General features: G+C 41.0%; 15 protein-coding genes and 1 other annotated feature. Of the genes, 9 read left to right on the top strand and 6 right to left on the bottom strand.

Features of this window, described 5'->3' with window-relative positions:
- Positions 1 to 68: 68 nt before the first annotated feature.
- Positions 69 to 158, top strand: a complete 90-nt coding sequence (locus tag Xmir_RS35830) for a DUF2498 family protein (protein WP_145956902.1) — start codon at positions 69 to 71, stop codon at positions 156 to 158.
- A gap of 182 nt (positions 159 to 340) precedes the next feature.
- Here the strand turns inward: Xmir_RS35830 and sohB are convergent, their stop codons facing one another.
- A complete protein-coding gene (gene sohB, locus Xmir_RS35835) occupies positions 341 to 1,387 on the bottom strand; it encodes a protease SohB (protein WP_099114798.1) in 1,047 nt (348 codons plus the stop codon).
- Between the two features lie 238 nt (positions 1,388 to 1,625).
- On the opposite strand from sohB, the gene Xmir_RS35840 reads away from it, so the two are divergent.
- Both Xmir_RS35840 and cobO read left to right on the top strand, forming a co-directional pair.
- Positions 1,626 to 2,390, top strand: a complete 765-nt coding sequence (locus Xmir_RS35840; RefSeq protein WP_099114799.1) for a YciK family oxidoreductase — start codon at positions 1,626 to 1,628, stop codon at positions 2,388 to 2,390.
- Entirely contained in the window at positions 2,390 to 2,986 is a 597-nt protein-coding gene (gene cobO / locus Xmir_RS35845; RefSeq protein WP_099114800.1) for a cob(I)yrinic acid a,c-diamide adenosyltransferase, read from the top strand. Before Xmir_RS35840 ends, cobO begins: the two co-directional genes overlap by 1 nt.
- Before the next feature lie 68 nt (positions 2,987 to 3,054).
- Here cobO and rluB read toward each other — a convergent pair whose 3' ends face one another.
- The 5 genes from rluB to Xmir_RS35870 form a co-directional block, all read right to left on the bottom strand.
- Entirely contained in the window at positions 3,055 to 3,978 is a 924-nt protein-coding gene (gene rluB, locus Xmir_RS35850; protein WP_099114801.1) for a 23S rRNA pseudouridine(2605) synthase RluB, read from the bottom strand.
- Positions 3,979 to 4,035: 57 nt separating this feature from the next.
- Positions 4,036 to 4,656 (bottom strand): L-threonylcarbamoyladenylate synthase, encoded by a 621-nt coding sequence (locus Xmir_RS35855; RefSeq protein WP_099114802.1) that lies wholly within the window; start codon positions 4,654 to 4,656, stop codon positions 4,036 to 4,038.
- Positions 4,657 to 4,673: 17 nt separating this feature from the next.
- Positions 4,674 to 5,546, bottom strand: a complete 873-nt coding sequence (gene rnm / locus Xmir_RS35860) for an RNase RNM (RefSeq protein WP_099114803.1) — start codon at positions 5,544 to 5,546, stop codon at positions 4,674 to 4,676.
- Between the two features lie 155 nt (positions 5,547 to 5,701).
- Complete coding sequence (locus Xmir_RS35865; RefSeq protein WP_099114804.1) at positions 5,702 to 11,002, bottom strand: trypsin-like serine protease; 5,301 nt, start codon at positions 11,000 to 11,002, stop codon at positions 5,702 to 5,704.
- A 32-nt stretch (positions 11,003 to 11,034) separates the two neighbouring features.
- Complete coding sequence (locus Xmir_RS35870; RefSeq protein WP_099114805.1) at positions 11,035 to 12,813, bottom strand: hypothetical protein; 1,779 nt, start codon at positions 12,811 to 12,813, stop codon at positions 11,035 to 11,037.
- Positions 12,814 to 13,412: 599 nt separating this feature from the next.
- Positions 13,413 to 13,512 (top strand) — a sequence feature (Trp leader region).
- Positions 13,513 to 13,552: 40 nt separating this feature from the next.
- Between Xmir_RS35870 and Xmir_RS35875 the strand changes: the two genes are divergently transcribed.
- Genes Xmir_RS35875 through trpA form a run of 6 tightly spaced genes read left to right on the top strand, consistent with a single transcriptional unit; the run spans position 13,553 to position 20,142 of the window.
- On the top strand, positions 13,553 to 15,115 hold the full coding sequence (locus Xmir_RS35875) for an anthranilate synthase component 1 (protein WP_099114806.1): 1,563 nt from the start codon (positions 13,553 to 13,555) through the stop codon (positions 15,113 to 15,115).
- Positions 15,115 to 15,693, top strand: a complete 579-nt coding sequence (locus Xmir_RS35880; RefSeq protein WP_099114807.1) for a glutamine amidotransferase-related protein — start codon at positions 15,115 to 15,117, stop codon at positions 15,691 to 15,693. The genes Xmir_RS35875 and Xmir_RS35880 overlap by 1 nt, the downstream gene beginning before the upstream one ends.
- Positions 15,694 to 15,749: 56 nt before the next feature.
- Positions 15,750 to 16,748 (top strand): anthranilate phosphoribosyltransferase, encoded by a 999-nt coding sequence (gene trpD / locus Xmir_RS35885; protein WP_099114808.1) that lies wholly within the window; start codon positions 15,750 to 15,752, stop codon positions 16,746 to 16,748.
- A gap of 2 nt (positions 16,749 to 16,750) precedes the next feature.
- Positions 16,751 to 18,115 (top strand): bifunctional indole-3-glycerol-phosphate synthase TrpC/phosphoribosylanthranilate isomerase TrpF, encoded by a 1,365-nt coding sequence (trpCF, locus tag Xmir_RS35890; RefSeq protein ID WP_099114809.1) that lies wholly within the window; start codon positions 16,751 to 16,753, stop codon positions 18,113 to 18,115.
- A gap of 30 nt (positions 18,116 to 18,145) precedes the next feature.
- The gene (trpB, locus tag Xmir_RS35895; RefSeq protein ID WP_099114810.1) at positions 18,146 to 19,336 is read left to right on the top strand and encodes a tryptophan synthase subunit beta; all 1,191 of its coding nucleotides are present in this window, start codon (positions 18,146 to 18,148) and stop codon (positions 19,334 to 19,336) included.
- Positions 19,336 to 20,142 (top strand): tryptophan synthase subunit alpha, encoded by an 807-nt coding sequence (trpA, locus tag Xmir_RS35900; protein WP_099114811.1) that lies wholly within the window; start codon positions 19,336 to 19,338, stop codon positions 20,140 to 20,142. Before trpB ends, trpA begins: the two co-directional genes overlap by 1 nt.
- The last annotated feature ends 103 nt before the right edge of the window (positions 20,143 to 20,245 follow it).

Here is a 20,245-nt window from a genome sequence, read left to right on the forward strand (position 1 = left end):
ACTGGCGAATGGCAATGAGTCGTTTTATTATTGAGTTTGGTGATCGCCTTGACGGTCATTACTAAGAAATGGCACTTACACAAAATGGTGGACAGGCTCTTAATATGTTTAAACATTTAGCACATATACTGTCCGAAAAGTATTCTCTAGTCGATTAAAAAACGAATCGCATTATTCCTAACCAGTTATCAATAATTATGCGGGTAATAAAGGATATAATCATAATTCCCCCTATTTACCCGCATGATCGCATTATATTCACAACGTCTGCCTTAAGACGGGATTAACGCATAATCTTTTGCCAGCTCGTTGCATCTGGTTGCTATAACGATTCACGCTATTATAACAGTGGTTTTTCTCCCCTTTGCCACCAGCGCATCAATAACTTATCAACATTCTCCATCGCACTGCCCATGAAACGTTCAACTACACGTTTACGACGGGAATAACTGACACTGATAACTTCACAATGCTTGATTTTTTCGATCAGGAAATCATCACTGACACCCACTTCATCAATCAGCCCATTTTCTTTTGCTTGTGTGCCATACCAATATTCACCCGTAGCCACTTTCTCTACATCCAAAGATGGACGATGCTGATGGATAAACGACTTAAATAATTTATGCGTTTCATTCAGATCTTCCTGAAACTTCTTCCGCCCCAGTTCGGTGTTTTCACCCAAAACAGTCAGGGTACGTTTATATTCTCCGGCAGTATGCAGTTCTACATCAATATCATTTTTCTTTAAGAGCCGATGAATATTGGGTAATTGTGCAACAACACCAATAGAACCAATAATGGAAAACGGTGCAGCAATGATGCGGTCAGCCACACAAGCCATCATATAACCACCACTCGCAGCCACTTTATCCACGGCAATCGTCAGGCGTATCCCTTTCTGCCGTAAACGAGCCAATTGAGATGCAGCCAGCCCATAGCCATGGACGACGCCTCCCGGGCTTTCCAGACGCAATAGAACTTCATCTTCTTTATCTGCGACGGCGAGTACTGCGCTGATCTCTTCACGAAGGGAATCAACTTCATGAGCATCCATACTGCCTTTAAAATCCAAGACATAAAGATTCGGCTTCTGTAAACCTTTCAGCCCTGCTTTAGCCTCTGCTTTTTTCTGCTTGGCATCATCTTTTTGCTGTTTCTTCAACGCTTTTTGCCAGATTTTTTTCTCTTCTTCACTCATTCGAGCCTGCTGCATCTGACGCTGTTTTTCCTTATATGACTTACCAAGATTAGTAAGTTTCAATTCCCCTTTGTGAATTGTTTTACGTACGCCTAATCCAATACAAACTACCACCAAAACGACGATGGCTAAAACAACCGTGAGCACTTTGGCTAAGAACAATCCGTATAGAGACAAATATTCCACAGATCCACCTTTATTAACTTATGATGAACAATATGTTTCATTCTAACCAAAAACCGAAAGCCGCGCTCTAACAGTTTACTTAACCTTATCTCAATTAGCGTGCTACTCTTTTGCCAATTCCGGTAAATTTGACGGAAACTTTAAGCTTTGTTCTGGTGAAGGCCACATATGCCATCTTGAGATGGCAATCTATATGTAAAAATAAATAGATTGACAAGCAACACAGGAAAATTGCCCGATGTTTGATTACCACCCCAATAGTGACCTGCTGCAACAAAAAATCATTTTAGTAACCGGTGCTGGCGATGGCATTGGACGCGAAGCCGCACTGACTTATGCCCGTCATGGTGCTCAGGTTATTTTGCTCGGGCGTACTACCGCAAAACTGAAAGCCGTCAAGCAGCAAATTGAAAACGATGGCGGTTTACCGGCCGATATTTATACGATGGATTTGCTGACTGTGACCGTAGAAGAATGTCAGGCGTTTGCCCGTGAATTGGCACAGCATTATTCCCGTTTAGATGGTGTTTTGCACAACGCAGGGCTGCTTGGTGTTGTTGCACCGATCATAGAGCAACCTGCCCAGCTTTGGCACGAAGTCATGCAAGTGAATGTCAATGCTACTTTTATGCTGACTCAGGTATTAATTCCCCTTTTATTGAAATCCACCTGTGGTTCTTTAGTCTTTACCAGCTCCAGTGTTGGTCGGGAAGGCAGAAGCGGTTGGGGAGCCTATTCTGTTTCCAAATTTGCCACGGAAGGTCTGATGCAGGTTTTGGCGCAGGAATATCAACATACTTCCCTGCGCATTAACTGTATCAACCCGGGAGGCACCCGCACCAATATGCGAGCCAGTGCTTTTCCTGATGAAAACTCAACCAAATTAAAAACACCGGCGGATATCATGCCTGTCTACCTTTATGTCATGGGCGATGACAGTCGCAATGATTCTGGTATCAGTTTTGATGCCCAACCCGGTCGCAAAGCAGGGCCTGCCGAATAATGACCAGAAATAATAGCCAGTACCAAAAAAGGCAACAACGCCAGAAAGAGAAAGTCGATGCCCGTATTGAAGCAGCACAACAAGAACGAGGTATAATCATCGTATTTACCGGAAACGGTAAAGGAAAAACCACCGCTGCATTTGGCACTGTCACGCGTGCGATTGGGCATGGACAGCGTGCTGGCATTATCCAATTCATCAAAGGGACATGGGAAAGCGGGGAAAGGAACTTACTGGCACAACAGGGGGTTGAATTTCAGGTGATGGCAACAGGTTTTACATGGGAGACACAAAACCGGGCAACAGATACCGCAGCCTGCCAATCGGCATGGAAACATGCCTTGAGGATGTTATCTGATCCTTTGTTGCACCTTGTCGTACTAGATGAATTGACTTATATGGTCAGTTACGGCTATCTGGAACTAACCGATGTCCTGACAGCCCTAAAACAACGGCCTTCACATCAGAGTGTAATTATCACCGGACGAGGATGCCATCGGGAATTGTTGGAGTACGCCGATACAATCACAGAAATGCGTCCGGTAAAACATGCTTTTGATGCTGGAATCAAAGCGCAAAAAGGCGTTGATTGGTAAACAAATCCGCTGTTTCAAATAGAATCAGCATCAATGCTGACGTCAACTGAAACAGCGGCTTGAGAAGATTAACGACCTTTAGGCGTTGTTTTTCTTCCTGCATTCTGACGAGAACTGCTTGCAGGACGTTTCCCCGCTGGACGGGATGCAACCTGCGCATGTCGTTTTACTGCACGGCGGATTTGGTTAGCCTTGATGCGACGTTGATCACGTTCAACGGCGACTTTGGTCACAACCTCTTCGCCTAAACCGACCAGTTGACGTAAATAGTTAGTCTGCTCCAACCCCAACTCAGTCCAACCGCCGCGCGGCAAACCTTTCGGCAGATTGATATCACCATAACGCACCCGTATCAGGCGGCTAACCTGCACACCAACCGCTTCCCACAAACGTCTGACTTCGCGGTTGCGGCCTTCTGTCAAAGTCACGTTGTACCATTGGTTGATGCCTTCTCCACCTTTGAACGTGATAGTTTTGAATGAAGCTGGCCCATCTTCCAACTGCACGCCTTGTGTCAATTGACGAAGTTTTACATTATCCACTTCACCAAAAACACGAACCGCATATTCACGCTCAACTTCACAGCGTGGATGCATCAGGCGATTTGCCAATTCCCCATCAGTGGTAAACAGCAACAATCCGCAGGTGTTGATATCCAGACGCCCTACAGCGATCCAACGCGCACCCTGCATTTTTGGCAGGCGGTCAAAGACAGTCGGACGGCCTTCAGGATCATGGCGGGTACACAATTCACCTTCCGGCTTGTAATAAGCCAGAACACGGCAAACAGTTTTCTGTGGTTCTTTGATATTTAAAATTCGCCCATCCAGACGAACTTTTACTGAGGGTTTAACTTCGATTCGATCACCCAACGTTGCGGTCTTGCCATCAATGCTAATGCGCCCTTGTTGAATATATCCTTCAATTTCGCGACGGGAACCATGACCAGAACGCGCGAGAACTTTTTGTAACTTTTCTGTTTTATCGCTCATTGAGCAACCTCTGTTGTCGCCTTCACAGGCGTCGTATTTAAAATAAAAAAAATCACCTTATAAAAAAGGTGTTACATCACCTTCGCCTTCGCGAAGAATGGCTGGTGAATCACCAGTTAAATCCACTACTGTCGTCGGTTGCTGCCCAAGATAACCACCGTGAATGATTAAATCAACCTGTTTACCTAATGTATCCTGAATCTCTTCCGGATCGGACTCGGCAAAGTCATTTCCCGGTAAAATTAAGCTACATGACATCAGTGGCTCGCCCATCTCTTCCAGAATTGCCAAAGCGATAGGATTAGAAGGAACACGCAGGCCGATGGTTTTACGTTTTTCATTCATCAAACGACGAGGAACTTCTTTCGTCGCTTGTAAAATAAAGGTGTAATTGCCCGGCGTGTTATTTTTAATCAGCCTGAATGCCTGATTGTCCACATGGGCATAAGTGGCGATTTCAGACAGATCACGGCACATCAGCGTAAAATTGTGGCGCCCTTCCAATTGACGGATACGGCAAATGCGAGTCAGCGCATCTTTATTTTCAAGGCAGCAACCAATGGCGTAACCTGAATCAGTTGGATAAATGACAACTCCACCTTTTTTCAATACATCCACACTCTGGTCGATAAGACGTTTTTGTGGATTATCAGGGTGGATATAAAAAAACTGGCCCATAACGATAACCTCTACTTCTATGCAGTCCCAAGCCGCGTCCAGTCGTCCCATATCGGTACAACATCACCGGGTAACCACAAATTGCGCCCAAGCTCTATCCATGAACAAGGCTGGTGAAAATCCGATCCTAATGACACTTTCAACCCATATTCTCTTGCCAGTTGACCAAGTTGTTGCCTTTCATTAGGGGCTTGCTGGCACTGTGCAACTTCCATTGCATCACCGCCATGTTGTTTAAACCAGGCTATTAATCGTTTTAGCCATTTCATTGATAAATCGTACCTGCCGGGATGGGCAATCACCGCCTGCCCGCCAGCCTGGTGAATGGTTTCAATCGCCTGCTCAATTGTACACCATTGTGGGGGAACATAACCGATTTTCCCCTTCGCCAGATACTTTTTGAACACTTTAGGGATAGTGGGTTCAATGCCAGCTTCTATGAGATAACGGGCAAAATGACCGCGAGTGACCTGCCCCCCATTAGCCAGCCGGGATGCTCCTTCCCACGCTTCAGGGATACCTGCTTTAGACAATCGCCGCCCAATTTCAATGCCACGTTGTTGCCTTAAATCAACCTGATTAACCAGAAATTTTCTGAAAGAAAGAGAGTGAATATCAACATTTAAGCCAACAATATGGATTTCAAAATTCTCCCATAATGTCGAAATTTCAACACCGGATACCAATGTCAAAGACAAATCATTTTGCTGAATATGATTTAAGGCCGATGGAATACCTTCCGTCGTATCATGGTCAGTGATTGCCAGTACATCAATGCCCATAGAAATAGCTCTGTCCACGAGCTGTTCAGGCGATAAAACCCCATCTGAAGCAGTCGTATGGCTATGCAGATCATAGCGCCTTGTCATTTCACTGGCGGCTTCAGTCATTGTCCTGTACCTGTTTTGTTGAAAGGGAAAACAAAGGTACTCTCTATCGGGTGATATCGAGTACGAAGCGGAAATGATAACACAGGGGATGAAATTAAAGGGGAGTGAATTTAAGGCTAAAAAACCAGCTCTCATAATAGAGAGCTGGCTCAGCTTTATTTACCGTAACAAATGGCATGAGGTGGGCAATAAATTGGGGGTGGAGCTTGTGCAACTGAGAAATAAACATTCGCTGACTGATTTTGTCCACAAGATTGGCTGGAAACATTTAAAGTATAATTTCCAATATCTAATAAAAACCCGCCCCAAAAAGGTTCCCCATAATTCCATTCTCCTTTTTTGCCAACGTTAACTTTGGCCGTCTTCTTATTTCCTGACGACGATTCAACTACTTCAATAAGAACTTGCGATTCAGGGGTTCCTGTACCTGACACATTAACCCAACCTGAATTCCTGGTCCAAGAGGTAGTTTCATAGTTCTCTCTATTAAAAGGCTCAGTAATTCGAAGATCTTTGTTATAAGTAATATTCACCTTTTGATTTACTATGGGGCTTATTGAATGACCATTTGATGTAATTGATTGTCTCGCTGTTAAATTATATCCTCCTAATTCAATATCATCGACACGACAGCTCCAACTACCATCCGTCTCTAACGTTTGTGTTATGCAAGTTGAGGAATATCCACCATCGGATTCTACTTTTAAAGAGACATATGCACCTTTTGTTGCCGTTCCCACCACAAACGCGGAGGTCGGCCTGTATGAATTTTGATCCAAACAAAATGCATCTGCTGTAGTATCAATTTTAATATCTTGTATTCCATAGAGCACTTCATAATTTCTAGTGATAGATCTTACAGAAGGCGTTCCGTCCACCCATTGCTGGGCCAAAAACTGGTATTCTCCTAGTACAGACTGAACTGTAGGACAACTCCAGTTTTGCTGTTCATCTACCAAAATATCACAAAGCTTCTTGCCAGAAGAAGAAATGGTCACTCTTGCACCAATTTGCCCTTTCCCACTAATCTCATACGTTTTTGTCGTAATTTTTTCCCCTTCTGTCGGTGTAATTACAGCAATATCACGTACACCATATATCACTTCATAGTTTCGTATTACTGGCTTACCTGGGAATTCATCATCCACCCACTGCTGTGCGAAAAGTCGATAATCACCGGGAATAGACTTCACGGCATCCGGACACGCCCAGTATTGATTCTCATCAACGTAAACTTCACAGATCCTCTTACCTGCAATAGAAACGACGACGATAGCGCCAGCCTGCCCTTTGCCACTAATGGTATGCGTTGGAGTTGCAATTTGTTCTCCTTCTGTGGGTTCAAGTACTCGCATTTGCAAATTGTCCCCATAACGCACCTTAAAACTTCTGTTAATCTGGGAACCAGCATCATCTACCACTGCTACATCATAATCCCCCGGTACAGAGCTGTAAGGCCCGCATGTCCACGTGTAATCCTCCATATTGAGCTTCGCCAAGCAATCATCATGACCACTAAATGCTTTCACCGTAACTGTCTTAGCATTACTTGGTATCGTACCGCTAAAGGTATATGAAGGTGTTTTTATCACTTCATCTTCTTTGGGCGTTTCTACTGTTAACGCTGTTTCACCAGCAGTAGGTTCAATCTTAAATGTCACCTTCGCTGTAGATTGACGCACGTTATCCAAAAAGGCCATTGCCACCAGTTTTTGTTCACCTTTAACTGCGGTATCCAGACCATCAATCCATTCCCAATTGCCCTGTTCATCCACAGTGACACCCGTTTGACAGATCTGGGAAAGCACTTTCTCAGCCAAACAAACCGTTGTCCCCGGTTCACCTGTTCCCTGCGGTAAAATATTGTCAAGATGCCGATATACCCCACCATTATGTGGTTGAGTGATAACAACAGGTTTAATGGTTTTAGTCTGAACTTCAAAAGAGATTTGCGATGTTGAATTTAATTGATCACTGATAAATTGATCAGCAGAAAGGGTATATTTACCTTCTTCGGGCTGATAAGGCCCACAGGACCATTGACCCGATGAAGCATCAACGGTGGTATTACAATCATCAGCACCACCGAAGCCCTCAATATATACCTGAGCGCCCTTTTCTCCCGTGCCTGAAACAGTAAAAGGCAGTTTTGCTATTTTTGCTCCATGCTCCGGGTTTGTGATTTGTATTTTTGTTTTAGTGACTTCGTATCTACGCGTAACCTGTGAAGTTCTTTCATAAGTATCGCCTAATTCTCCCAACTGAGCTGAACCTATTTTTTTATATTGAGCGGCATAAAGGAAAAACTTTCCTTCGTTGGTTGCTGTCAGAACGGGATTATCAGGACATGCCCATTTTCCTTTTTCATCCACCGTTGTTGTACAAATGAACCCACTACTTGAAATCGGAAAAGTTACTTTTTCTGGTGGCAGGAGATATTCTGAACCCGCGACAAAAACGAATTGACCGGGGCTTCCCTGACCCTTAATAGAGATTTTGTCATTTAATCTATACTGTGCCCCTAGTTTAGGCTCAGTAATACGCATTGGGACAGTAAAAGCCCATTTAATAGGATCACCAACGTTTACGCCATTTTGGGTCTCCTGCAATGTCATCATATAGGTATCGCCCCCAAAAATATCTCCCGGATGAATTGTGAATTCCCAAAAGAAACCCAGAGCACCACTGAATGCAGAAGCAATCCCTTCAATTACCCCCCAAAGCCCGCCAATCAGACTACTTATAAAACCACCAAAACCACCGCCAGCAGGACCACTAAACGTACCAGAAAAAGTGATGGGATTATCTGGGTCAACCGTTGAATTATTCTTGGGGTTATTTATTTCAAATTTTTTTTGTTCAGGTTCATCATCATCATTTTTATCTTTAATCGTGATGTGTGTGATATCGGTGGCAACAACTTTTCCTTCTTTTATCAATTCGGCGGTTAATTCATAGGTGCCTGCTGGGAAAATAATTGGTTTACCACATTGCCAGTTACCATTGTCACTAACCACAGCTCCTGTGCAAATAACTGTTTCATTACTCAGATTTTGATTGTTTTTTTCCAACTCTAATGAGTGAGCAATCTTACGTCTTTTAATAGCAACTTCATCTCCTGGTACATTAGAACTCCCTGACAAAAAGCTTGAGCTACCTACAGTAGCTGTTTCTCCTTCAGAAAGAGTATTAATCTTAACTTCCGGGGTTTTTATACTAAAATAGCTTCTTTCAGGAGTTAATCTGAACCAATTCTTTTTGAATCTAGTTAATCCCACTGGATGATACTTATCTGCTACCGCAATATAATAAAGTCCATCTTGCAATGTGGAAGGGAGAGAAAGACGCCAAGTTGGGAAGTTATCCTTCTCTAAATAGGTTGCATATTCTATTGGAATATCAGCAACATACTTACCTTTTTCTAACTCAATTTCTTGATAAGTACCCCCTTTTCCTTCTCCATCACATTGATTTCTTTCAGCAAATGAAGATGAATTATTCTCTTTCTTCATACATATATAATATTCTGAAGGCAAGATTATATCTTCATTCGGATCAATGTATCTTTTATCATCACCTCCAATACCAAAAAAACTTTCACTTTTAATTTTTCCAGATAAAACCTCACGCGCATTTTTAATGTCGTTTGAACGAATAAAATTAGGTTTGAAATACCCACCTTCAAGTCTATCCGCCATAGAATCCCGTAATTTTTCATCCAAAGGATCACTATTCTCAATCTTTTGTATTCCACCCACATTAATTTCGGATTCGATTTTATTATAAACATCACCCCCTGAAACATTTAACAAATAAAACTTATGTTTATCATTATGTTTATTTGCACAATCGAAAGATTTAGTATTAAAAATACAAACAATATTCGCCTCATTAGAATAATTAACATCATATTCTAATTTTTTCCTATATACATTACTTTTATCCTCTTCATTTCGTTTAATTTTTAACTTAGTTAATTCTTTTGGTTTTAAACTTATGTTAACCTCATCATAAATGTATTTATTATCTGTAAGTTGTATTGCATTCAACTTATAATCAGTCTCTTTATTAATATTGATTATTTTTTCATATTTTACAGCACATGACCAATATCCATACTCATTTGTTTTTATTACCTCTCCATCTTTTATTTCCTTACATAGTTTATCTTGAGTATAATAATTTTCTTTATTTAAATGAGATTTTAGTATCAATTTAACACCCGAATAAGGATCAGCATAACCGCGTATTATAAAATCCTTAGTAAATATAGTCGATTTATCAATTGGATAATCAATACCAAATTCTTTTGAAATAGAAGGTATTTTTGCCTTTACAGTATCTTCTCTCCATTCTTTTACTCGTTCTTCCGGTGAATATTTTGATGATTCCCTGGCGGTAATTGTTATTACATAATCTTCCATTTCATTAATATCTTCAGCAAAGAATTCTTCATGTGGAATATGACAATCCCATTTTCCATTAAGCGGAATATTCCCACAATCATATACGTTTTTTTTCCCATTCCCAATAGAATAAACAACCTCTATTTTGCTACTTTTTCTTCCCAGGCCTTTAACAATAACATGCTTCCCTCTCTTTCTTAAATGACCATTCCAATCTGGACTGTTAATCCAAATTTGTTTCATTTTTTCAGCAAACAAATAGGCAGATTTACTAGTTACATCTGAAAAAAAAGAAAAAGGATAATTATCCTTATCTTCTTCCTTTTTTATTTTTAATACTTCATACCCCCAAGAAGTAACACCAATAATTGTATCATTCCAAATGATTGGCCCACCAGAATCTCCTCCTTGAGTAATTCCTGAATTTAATTTTTCATTTTCCTTTATCATAAATCCCTGCCATCCTTTAGTATCTAAAGCCTTAGCAAAAAATTTCACATCAGCTCTGCGCAGGGTTCCATCATTACTTATTTCCTCACCTGTTTCTTCATTAATGCCTAGATTACCATAGCCATAAATAGAAGCATTATAATAATCTTCATTTAATTTTCCATAAACCTCATCATAGTTAAAAAAACGACGGATACGACCATAATTATCTAATGACACTGGTTTTTCTAACTTCATAAGGGCGAAATCTTTATCAATGCTAGGTATTATAAAATCCTCAGGTTTTACAGAACTAATCACATCTTTTTTATCATTTAAGATAAAATATTCTTTAATACCTTTTATTTTACAATGTGCAGCAGTTAAAACGTAGTCTTGTGAAATTAACGAACCACTACAGAGTGGTGTATATTCATCATCTGATTTTTTTTCAGAAATATTAACAATCCACGATTTACACTTATCACCTCCAATGTCTATACAACTTTTTTCACCTCCATAAATAGCCTTTAAAGGCGAGGATTTTAATGCAGAGTCAGAAAATGACTGGTCTAAATAAAATAAAAAAAATAGTATGAAAACAGTTCTAAAAATAGTCATAGCAACCTCATTTAATATAAAAATAATTATTATTACTGGATAACACAACTCATTCCAAGATCACTACCTGTACATTTTAGTGTTATTTCATCCCGTACTGCATAATCCCTATTATTGTTACTCTCCTGAAAAGTAAAGATATATACTCCTCTCTTAGCATAATGTTTGCTTTCTCCTTTCCAATTACCTTTCTCATCAGGATCCGCTTCTTCGGAAAAATCAAGTTCATCGTATGATATTTCAACTTTAGGTATAAAATCCTGATCTTTATCTCCACCTATAATATTTTGCATAGATGTTCCACTAAATACTGTGAATACACTGTCATTTTTAGCTTCTACGGAAAAAACCTTAGAGCTCAATATAGTCACTTTTTTACTTTTTTGATTAGAACTATCACTCGCTTCAATGCTTATAAAACCTATAGGAATTTTTATATCTTTAACTTCAAATTTATTATTTACAGCATTTCCTTCTATGATATTAATTTCCTCTTCAGTATCATCTAAAAGTTCCACAGTAACCTTGCCATCAGCAGCATGACCACTAATTGAGATGTTCTGTTCATCATAAATTGTTGAAGAAACAACTTCATGATCTTTAGGGTTGGTTATTTCAATCGAACAATCCGGTGTACGATAGGAAATATTTGTTCCTACTAAACTGGGTAAAGTTGGTTTACTATCAGAAAGCATAAAAAATGCATTAACAGATACATTATAATTAATCCCGCAAACAGCATCTAAATCCTCCAAACTCCATTTACCCGTTCCAGTATCAACATTTGGAGTATAATTCGCTGTTGGTGAATAAATAGTCCCATCCCTTTTATAGCCTGTTATTTCCACTTGCATATTTCTGTCATGATCAGCCGTATCACTGTTCACTCGACCAGATAAACTATATTTCCCTGCCGGAATAGTTTGTCCATTCTGGATAGAAGTGATTGTTGCTCCACATGGCGGGCCATTTAAAGTGACTTCAGAATTTTCTATTTCTACAATGCTAATTTCTCCGGTAATGCCACAACCTATCCAGAGTTGACCCATCCAATTTTTATCATCCCCTGTAGATTGAACTGAATAATTATACGAATTAAAATTTGTCCTAATTTTAGGAAAAGTACCGTCTTCCATTAAACCTTTTCCTAAAATTGTAATATAGTTGTTCTCAACTGTTGAGTTCGGTTTAGGTGAGGTAATTATTGGAGGTGCCCAAGCGTTATAATCATCGATAGTTATAGCAATATTTTTAGCAGCAGGGAAAACTGTCATATTCTTACAATCTTCACCATCGCAAGTTGCTGTGATAGTAAGCTGACAATTATTGTTATTTTCAATATTAACGGCAGTTGTCCACTTTAAAGCCCATATATCAAATGATACTCTAATTTCAATGTCACATGATTTATATACTCCACCATACTCATAAATAGCAACATTCCACTTTAGAAATTTATCGTCCCCCTCACATCCCCACGGCCACCACCAAAAGGGTTTAAAGCTATTGGAATCTTCAATTTCCTCTTGATGTATGCTGTTAGGTTTTAAAATGATATTTTTATCTCCCGTTTCATACATACATGAAAAATTTAACACTTTAATTTGCAAATCATAAAGCTGATTTTTATTCTCAAAAGTTAGATTATAAGTTTCTGATAAATCGCTTACTTTTCCATTTCCCTTTGATTTACTGTAATTGTAATCTAAAGTAACATTATTACTCATCAATTCATTTGCATAAGCATTATTGAAAATAATTAGAATAATAAAAAACAACACATTATATAATTTTATTCTTTTTGTTTTCATAAAGACAACCCTCAATTAAAAATAACATTGTTATTTAAATTAATGATGACACTTTTAAATCACGCTAAGCTTATTAAGGCTAATTTGCAACTGGATTGCTCTTATAAAACTTATAAAAAACCAAACGATTTTAAATTGTTATAATTATATGTCATGCAGATTAAACATTAAAAAACACACTAATGTATCTATACTCTATAAGCTTCAAGTTGCAACCAGCAAGATAACGTGAAGCCTTATATTTCCCCGCGGTGTGGGGAGATATAACACGCATCTTGAAGTTGGATTGGTATAAAATTGAATAGAATTTTAGTTTTTTATAAAAAATTCCATTCATTATCGTTGTTTTTGAATAGCTTTGACTATACACACAACTGTAGATAGGTTACCCAACAAATTTTATATAACCGTTTCACAACCTTCCCTTCTTCACCCAACCTAATAACCTCATTTTTACAAACAAGAAAAAAATCATTGACAAGTCGAACTTGAACCAGTTTACTAGTACAGAGGTAAGGCAAACATTCTTAACCAAAAATACCATTCAGTAAATGAGGCACTTTACAATGATCGTACTTATGCAAAAAGCGATGAAAAACCGTGGTTGGTGGCACAACTTCCCATTCAGGACGGTTGGCTCATGCACATAAGTACAGATATGCAAGTGCCGAAACCCGCCTAACAAGCGGGTTTTTTTATAAATTGAATTTTTGCAATGAAGGTAATGACGGGGTGTAAAATGACTGACGACAAAGAATTTAATATTTCAATAAATCAAACAGATACTGCTTACAAAACTGATCCAACACTGCTTTTCCATCAACTTTGTGGTCATCGTTCCTCTACATTATTATTAGAGTCTGCTGAAATTCAAAGCAAAAATAATATCAAAAGCATCTTGATCATCGATAGTGCCATGCGTATTACAGCCAACAATCGTCAGGTTACTTTTGAAGCACTTACCGAAAATGGCCAAAATCTACTCCCTATACTTGCCAATTTACTCTCAGAAAAAGCCGAATTGAGTGTGAATTCTCAAGTTATTCAAGCAAAATTCCCTGCTGCCGAACACAATCTGGATGAAGATAGTCGGTTAAAATCTGATTCAGTTTTTGACGCATTGCGGGCTTTAACAGCATTGGCATCGTTTACAGAATCCCCCGATGCCATCTTCGTTGGCGGGTTGTTTGCTTACGATTTAGTCGCTGGTTTTGAACTATTGCCCACAGTAGAAAACCGCCAGCGTTGTCCGGATTTCTGTTTCTATCTTGCAGAAACACTATTGGTGATTGACCATCGGTATGAGCACTCATCGTTACAAACTGTACTGTTTGGAGAATCCGATACGGAAAGGCAACGCCTTAACGAACGTATGGCAACATTGGCTTCCGCCATTTCAGAACCGCTTCAGCCATTCTTGCCTGTCAAACTGTCTGACATAACCATTGATTGCAATCGGAGTGATGAGCAATATGCGGATATTGTGCGGCAATTGCAGCAATCAGTTCGTCAAGGGGATGTCTTTCAGGTTGTTCCGTCACGGCGTTTTACCTTGCCATGCCCTTCTCCATTAAACGCTTACCACACACTGAAAAAACAAAATCCAAGCCCCTATATGTTTTTTATGCAAGATCAGGATTTTTGCCTGTTCGGAGCCTCACCAGAAAGTGCCCTTAAATATGATGCCAACAATCGCCAGATAGAAATTTATCCGATAGCCGGTACACGCCCACGCGGACGCAATGCCAACGGAGAATTAGATGCCGACCTTGATAGCCGAATTGAGCTGGAAATGCGTACTGACGCGAAAGAAATATCTGAGCATGTGATGCTGGTTGATTTGGCCCGTAACGATCTGGCTCGCATTTGTGAGCCGGGAAGCCGATATGTCGCCGATTTAACCAAAGTCGATCGTTATTCGTTTGTCATGCACTTGGTTTCCCGTGTTGTCGGTACGCTTCGCCATGATTTGGATATTTTCCATGCCTATCAGGCCTGCATGAATATGGGTACGTTGACAGGAGCGCCTAAGGTTCGGGCCATGCAGCTCATTGCAGAACATGAAGGCGAACGGCGTGGTAGCTATGGTGGCGCAGTCGGCTATTTCACTGGCAAAGGAGATTTTGATACCTGCATTGTCATTCGTTCTGCCTATGTGGAAAACGGCCAAGCTACTGTACAAGTCGGAGCCGGTATTGTTTTGGATTCCATTCCCCAATCAGAAGTAGATGAAACACACAATAAATCCAGAGCCGTCATTCGCGCTATTGCCCAAGCCCATCAAGTAGAGGTGACATTCTAATGGCGAATATTCTTCTGCTCGATAATGTTGATTCCTTCACCTATAACCTCGTGGACCAACTGAGAAGCCACAGTCATCAAGTCATTATTTATCGCAATACTGTGGCTACAGATATCATTATTGCCAAACTCCACGAAATGGGATCTCCCCTGTTGATGCTGTCACCCGGCCCGGGGAAACCATCAGAAGCAGGCTGTATGCCTGAATTAGTCAAGCAAGTGATTGGAAAAATTCCGGTGATTGGCATTTGCCTTGGACATCAGGCAATTATTGAAGCCTATGGAGGAGAAGTCTCTGCTGCCCAGGAAATTTTGCATGGTAAAGCAACATCAGCCACTCATGATGGACAAGCTATGTTTTCCGGTCTGCCAAATCCCTTACCTGTTGCTCGTTACCATTCTCTTGCCGCTGTGCATATTCCTGCGATGTTGACAGTCTCGGCATCATGCGGAGATACCGTCATGGCAGTGCGTCATGATGAACACAAGATTTGTGGGCTTCAATTTCATCCCGAATCTATCTTAACTACCCAAGGCGCTAAGTTGCTTGAACAAACTCTGGCGTGGGCACTGAATTAAAAATGTTAGGTTTGAAGGTATCGAATTAAAGGCACTAAACTTGAAGGAATGGGAAAATGCAATTGATTTTTGAAAAATTATTCAGTGCCCAAACACTGACACAGCAAGAAAGCCAGCAACTATTCACTGCCATTATTCATGGTGAGTTGAGTGATGCACAATTGGCTGCTGTATTAATTAGTCTGAAACTACATGGTGAACAACCACAAGAAATTGCAGGTGCGGCCCAGGCATTCCTGGAAAATGCTGTTCCCTTTCCTCGTCCTGATTACATGTTTTGTGATATCGTCGGCACAGGCGGAGACGGTACAAACAGCATCAATATTTCAACGGCCAGCGCCTTTATTGCCGCAGCTTGTGGGCTTAAAGTGGCAAAACATGGTAACCGCAGTATTTCCAGCCGTTCTGGATCATCCGATTTACTGGCGGCATTCGGCATTGCATTGGATATTTGTGCCGAAGATTCACGCCGCGCTCTGGATGATATTGGTGTCTGTTTCCTATTTGCCCCTCAATATCACAGTGGCTTTCGTCATGCGGCACAAGTTCGCCAGCAATTAAAAACCCGGACATTATTCAATGTACTTGGCCCATTGATTAATCCTGCTCGTCCTCCCTTATCACTCATTGGAGTTTACAGTTCTGAATTAGTAGAACCCATAGCTCGTACCCTACAGGTTTTAGGTTATCAACGCGCCGCCGTTGTACACAGTGGCGGTATGGATGAAGTCGCTTTACATGCCCCAACCTATGTTGCAGAACTCAATCATGGCGAGATTCAACAGTACCGGTTAACGGCCGCAGATTTTGGCTTACCGGGCCATTCTATATCTTCACTGAGAGGCGGAACCCCGGAAGAAAATCGCGATATGTTGGCACTATTACTGCAAGGCCGGGGGCAAAAAGCCCATGCCGATGCCGTAGCAGCGAATGTTGCTCTCTTGATGAAAATTCATGGGCACGAAGATCTACGAGAAAATACACAATTGGCACTCAATACCATTTATAGCGGTCATGCTTATGAAAAAGTGACAGCATTGGCGGCAAGGATTTAATCATGAAAACCAGCATATTACAGAAAATTGTTGATGATAAAGCAGCATACTTGATGACTCGTAAAGCAAAACAGCCACTGGAAAGTTTTATTGATGCCATTATACCGAGTCATCGTCGGTTCTATCAGGCTTTATCCGCTAATCAGACTGTTTTTATTTTAGAATGTAAAAAGGCATCCCCTTCAAAAGGATTAATTCGTGAAGATTTCGATCCTGTTCGCATTGCTAAAACTTATCAGCCTTATGCTGCTGCAATCTCTGTTTTGACTGATGAAAAATACTTTCAAGGCAATTATGATTTTCTCAAAATGGTCAGTTCTGCCGTACACCAACCGGTTCTATGCAAAGATTTTATTATTGATGCCTATCAGGTTTACCTCGCCCGTTATTATCAGGCTGACGCTATTTTATTGATGCTTTCCGTTCTTGATGACGATACGTATCGTGATTTATCTGCACTGGCACACAGCCTTGATATGGGTGTACTGACCGAAGTCAGTAATGAAAATGAGCAGCAAAGGGCAATTGAATTAGGTGCAAAAGTTATTGGTATCAATAATCGGGATCTGCGCGATTTGTCCATTGATTTGGAACGCACCCGCAAACTGGCGGCTGGTTTACCCAAAGATACTATCATTATCAGTGAATCCGGCATCCATCAGCATCGTCAAGTGCGTGAATTAAGCCAATTTGCTCACGGTTTTCTCATTGGCAGCTCTTTAATGGCACAGCAAAACTTAGATCTCGCTTTACGCCGCCTGATTTTAGGTAATAACAAGATTTGCGGCTTAACCCGCCCACAAGATGCCAAAACAGCATTGCAGATGGGTGCAGTCTACGGTGGCCTTATTTTTGCAGAAAAATCACCGCGTAAAGTGAGCCTGCAAAAAGCCCAACAGATCATCAATGAAGCGTCTTTACAATATGTCGGGGTATTTCAAAACCAACCCGTTGATGTTGTCAGTGATATCGCCCGTACTCTTTCGCTTACCGCCGTTCAGCTACATGGGCATGAAAACGAAGATTACATCAATACATTACGTACTGTACTACCTGAACACTGCGAAATTTGGAAAGCTATTGATATGTCCAAAACTGCGGAATTTTCCGAAATACCTAATGTGGATCATTTATTGCTGGATAATGGGTCAGGAGGCACAGGGAAACCATTTGACTGGCAGTTAATTAATCCACAACTTCAATATAACAATATGTTGGCTGGCGGCCTGAATGCAGAAAATTGCCAACAGGCGGCAACTCTTGGTTGTTATGGGCTGGATTTTAACTCTGGAGTCGAAGTTTCCCCAGGCATCAAAAGTAGTCAAAAGATCAAACAGGTATTTCAACAATTACGCTGTTATCACTAATTTTTCAGACAAAAATGGATGAGTAGAATAATGAGTAAATTGAATCCTTATTTTGGCGACTTTGGCGGACAATTTGTTCCTCAAATTTTGGTCCCTGCACTTAATCAATTAGAAGAAGCTTTTATTGATGCACAAAGAGATCCTGAATTTCAGCAGGCATTTCAAGATTTATTGAAAAACTACGCAGGCAGGCCCACAGCCTTAACCCTGTGTCATAACTTGACTAAGGGTACAAAAACTCGTCTTTACCTAAAACGTGAAGACTTACTGCACGGCGGCGCTCACAAAACCAATCAGGTCCTGGGACAAGCATTGTTAGCTAAACGGATGGGAAAAAACGAAATCATTGCTGAAACAGGCGCAGGTCAGCATGGAGTTGCAACCGCGTTGGCTTGCGCGTTATTGGGATTGAAATGCCGTATTTATATGGGCGCAAAAGATATTGAACGTCAATCCCCCAATGTTTTTCGCATGCGGTTGATGGGAGCTGAGGTGATCCCTGTTCACAGCGGCTCAGCAACTTTGAAAGATGCCTGCAACGAAGCAATGCGTGACTGGTCTGGCTGCTATGAAAAAGCCCATTACTTATTGGGAACAGCAGCAGGCCCTCATCCGTACCCGACGATGGTACGAGAATTTCAACGCATGATTGGTGAAGAAGCCAAGGCGCAAATTTTAGAAAAAGAAGGGCGCCTGCCCGATGCAGTTATTGCCTGTATCGGCGGTGGCTCGAATGCGATCGGCCTGTTTGCTGAGTTTATTCCAGAAAATACCGTTCGCCTGATCGGTGTTGAACCTGCCGGACATGGTATCGAAACGGGTGAACATGGCGCTCCATTGAAACACGGAAAATTAGGCATTTACTTTGGCATGAAAGCCCCGATTATGCAGACGGAAGACGGGCAGATTGAAGAGTCTTACTCTATCTCGGCCGGGTTAGATTTTCCTTCAGTCGGTCCACAACATGCTTATTTAAACAGCATCGGCAGAGCTGATTATGTCTCAATCACTGACGATGAAGCACTGGCTGCTTTTCAGGAACTATCACGCAATGAAGGCATTATTCCTGCCTTGGAGTCATCTCATGCGCTGGCTTATGCTCTGAAAATGATCCGTCAGGAACCCGATAAAGAGCAGTTGTTAATCGTCAACTTATCTGGCCGTGGCGACAAAGACATCTTCACCGTTTACGATATTCTAAAATCCAGAGGGGAAATCTGATGGAACGTTATCAACAACTTTTCAAGAAGCTGGAAAATCAAAATCAAGGCGCTTTTGTTCCTTTTGTCACCCTGGGCGATCCTAATCCTGAATTATCACTGGAACTCATTGATACATTAATCGCTGGTGGCGCTGATGCGCTTGAATTAGGTATTCCATTTTCAGATCCCCTCGCTGACGGCCCAACCATCCAGAATGCCAATTTACGTGCGTTATCATCTAAGGTCACGCCTGCATTGTGCTTCAGTCTGCTGGCAAAAATTCGCGCTAAACATCCCGATATCCCAATTGGTCTGTTAGTTTATGCGAATTTAGTATTCCACAATGGGATTGATAAATTTTACCTCTGCTGCAAAGAGGCTGGCGTTGATTCCGTTTTGGTGGCTGATGTACCGATATCAGAATCGTTACCTTTCCGCTCAGCCGCCATGAAATATGATATTGCCCCGATATTTATCTGTCCCCCGAATGCAGATGATGATTTACTGCGTGAAATTGTTTCATTTGGACGTGGATATACTTACCTGCTATCAAGGGCGGGAGTGACTGGTAGTGAAAATCGCGCCAAGCAGCCATTGAACCATCTTGTCGATAAGCTTAAAGAATATCATGCGGCTCCTGCCCTACAAGGTTTTGGTATTTCCGAACCTTCACAGGTGGCAATTGCACTCAATAACGGTGCTACAGGTGCGATTTCAGGTTCTGCCATTGTAAAAATCATCGAAGAAAATCTTCACCAACCTCAGGTGATGCTGGAAAAGTTAATGACTTTTGTCCGTGCCATGAAGACCGCCACACAATTATAATTCTACAATTCCCTCATAGGCTATTTATGAGGGAATATATAAATATGGGATGTAGTGTTTATGTATACAAGTATGTTGTAACTATAAATGTGTTGTAGCTATA

This window comes from Xenorhabdus miraniensis, from assembly GCF_002632615.1.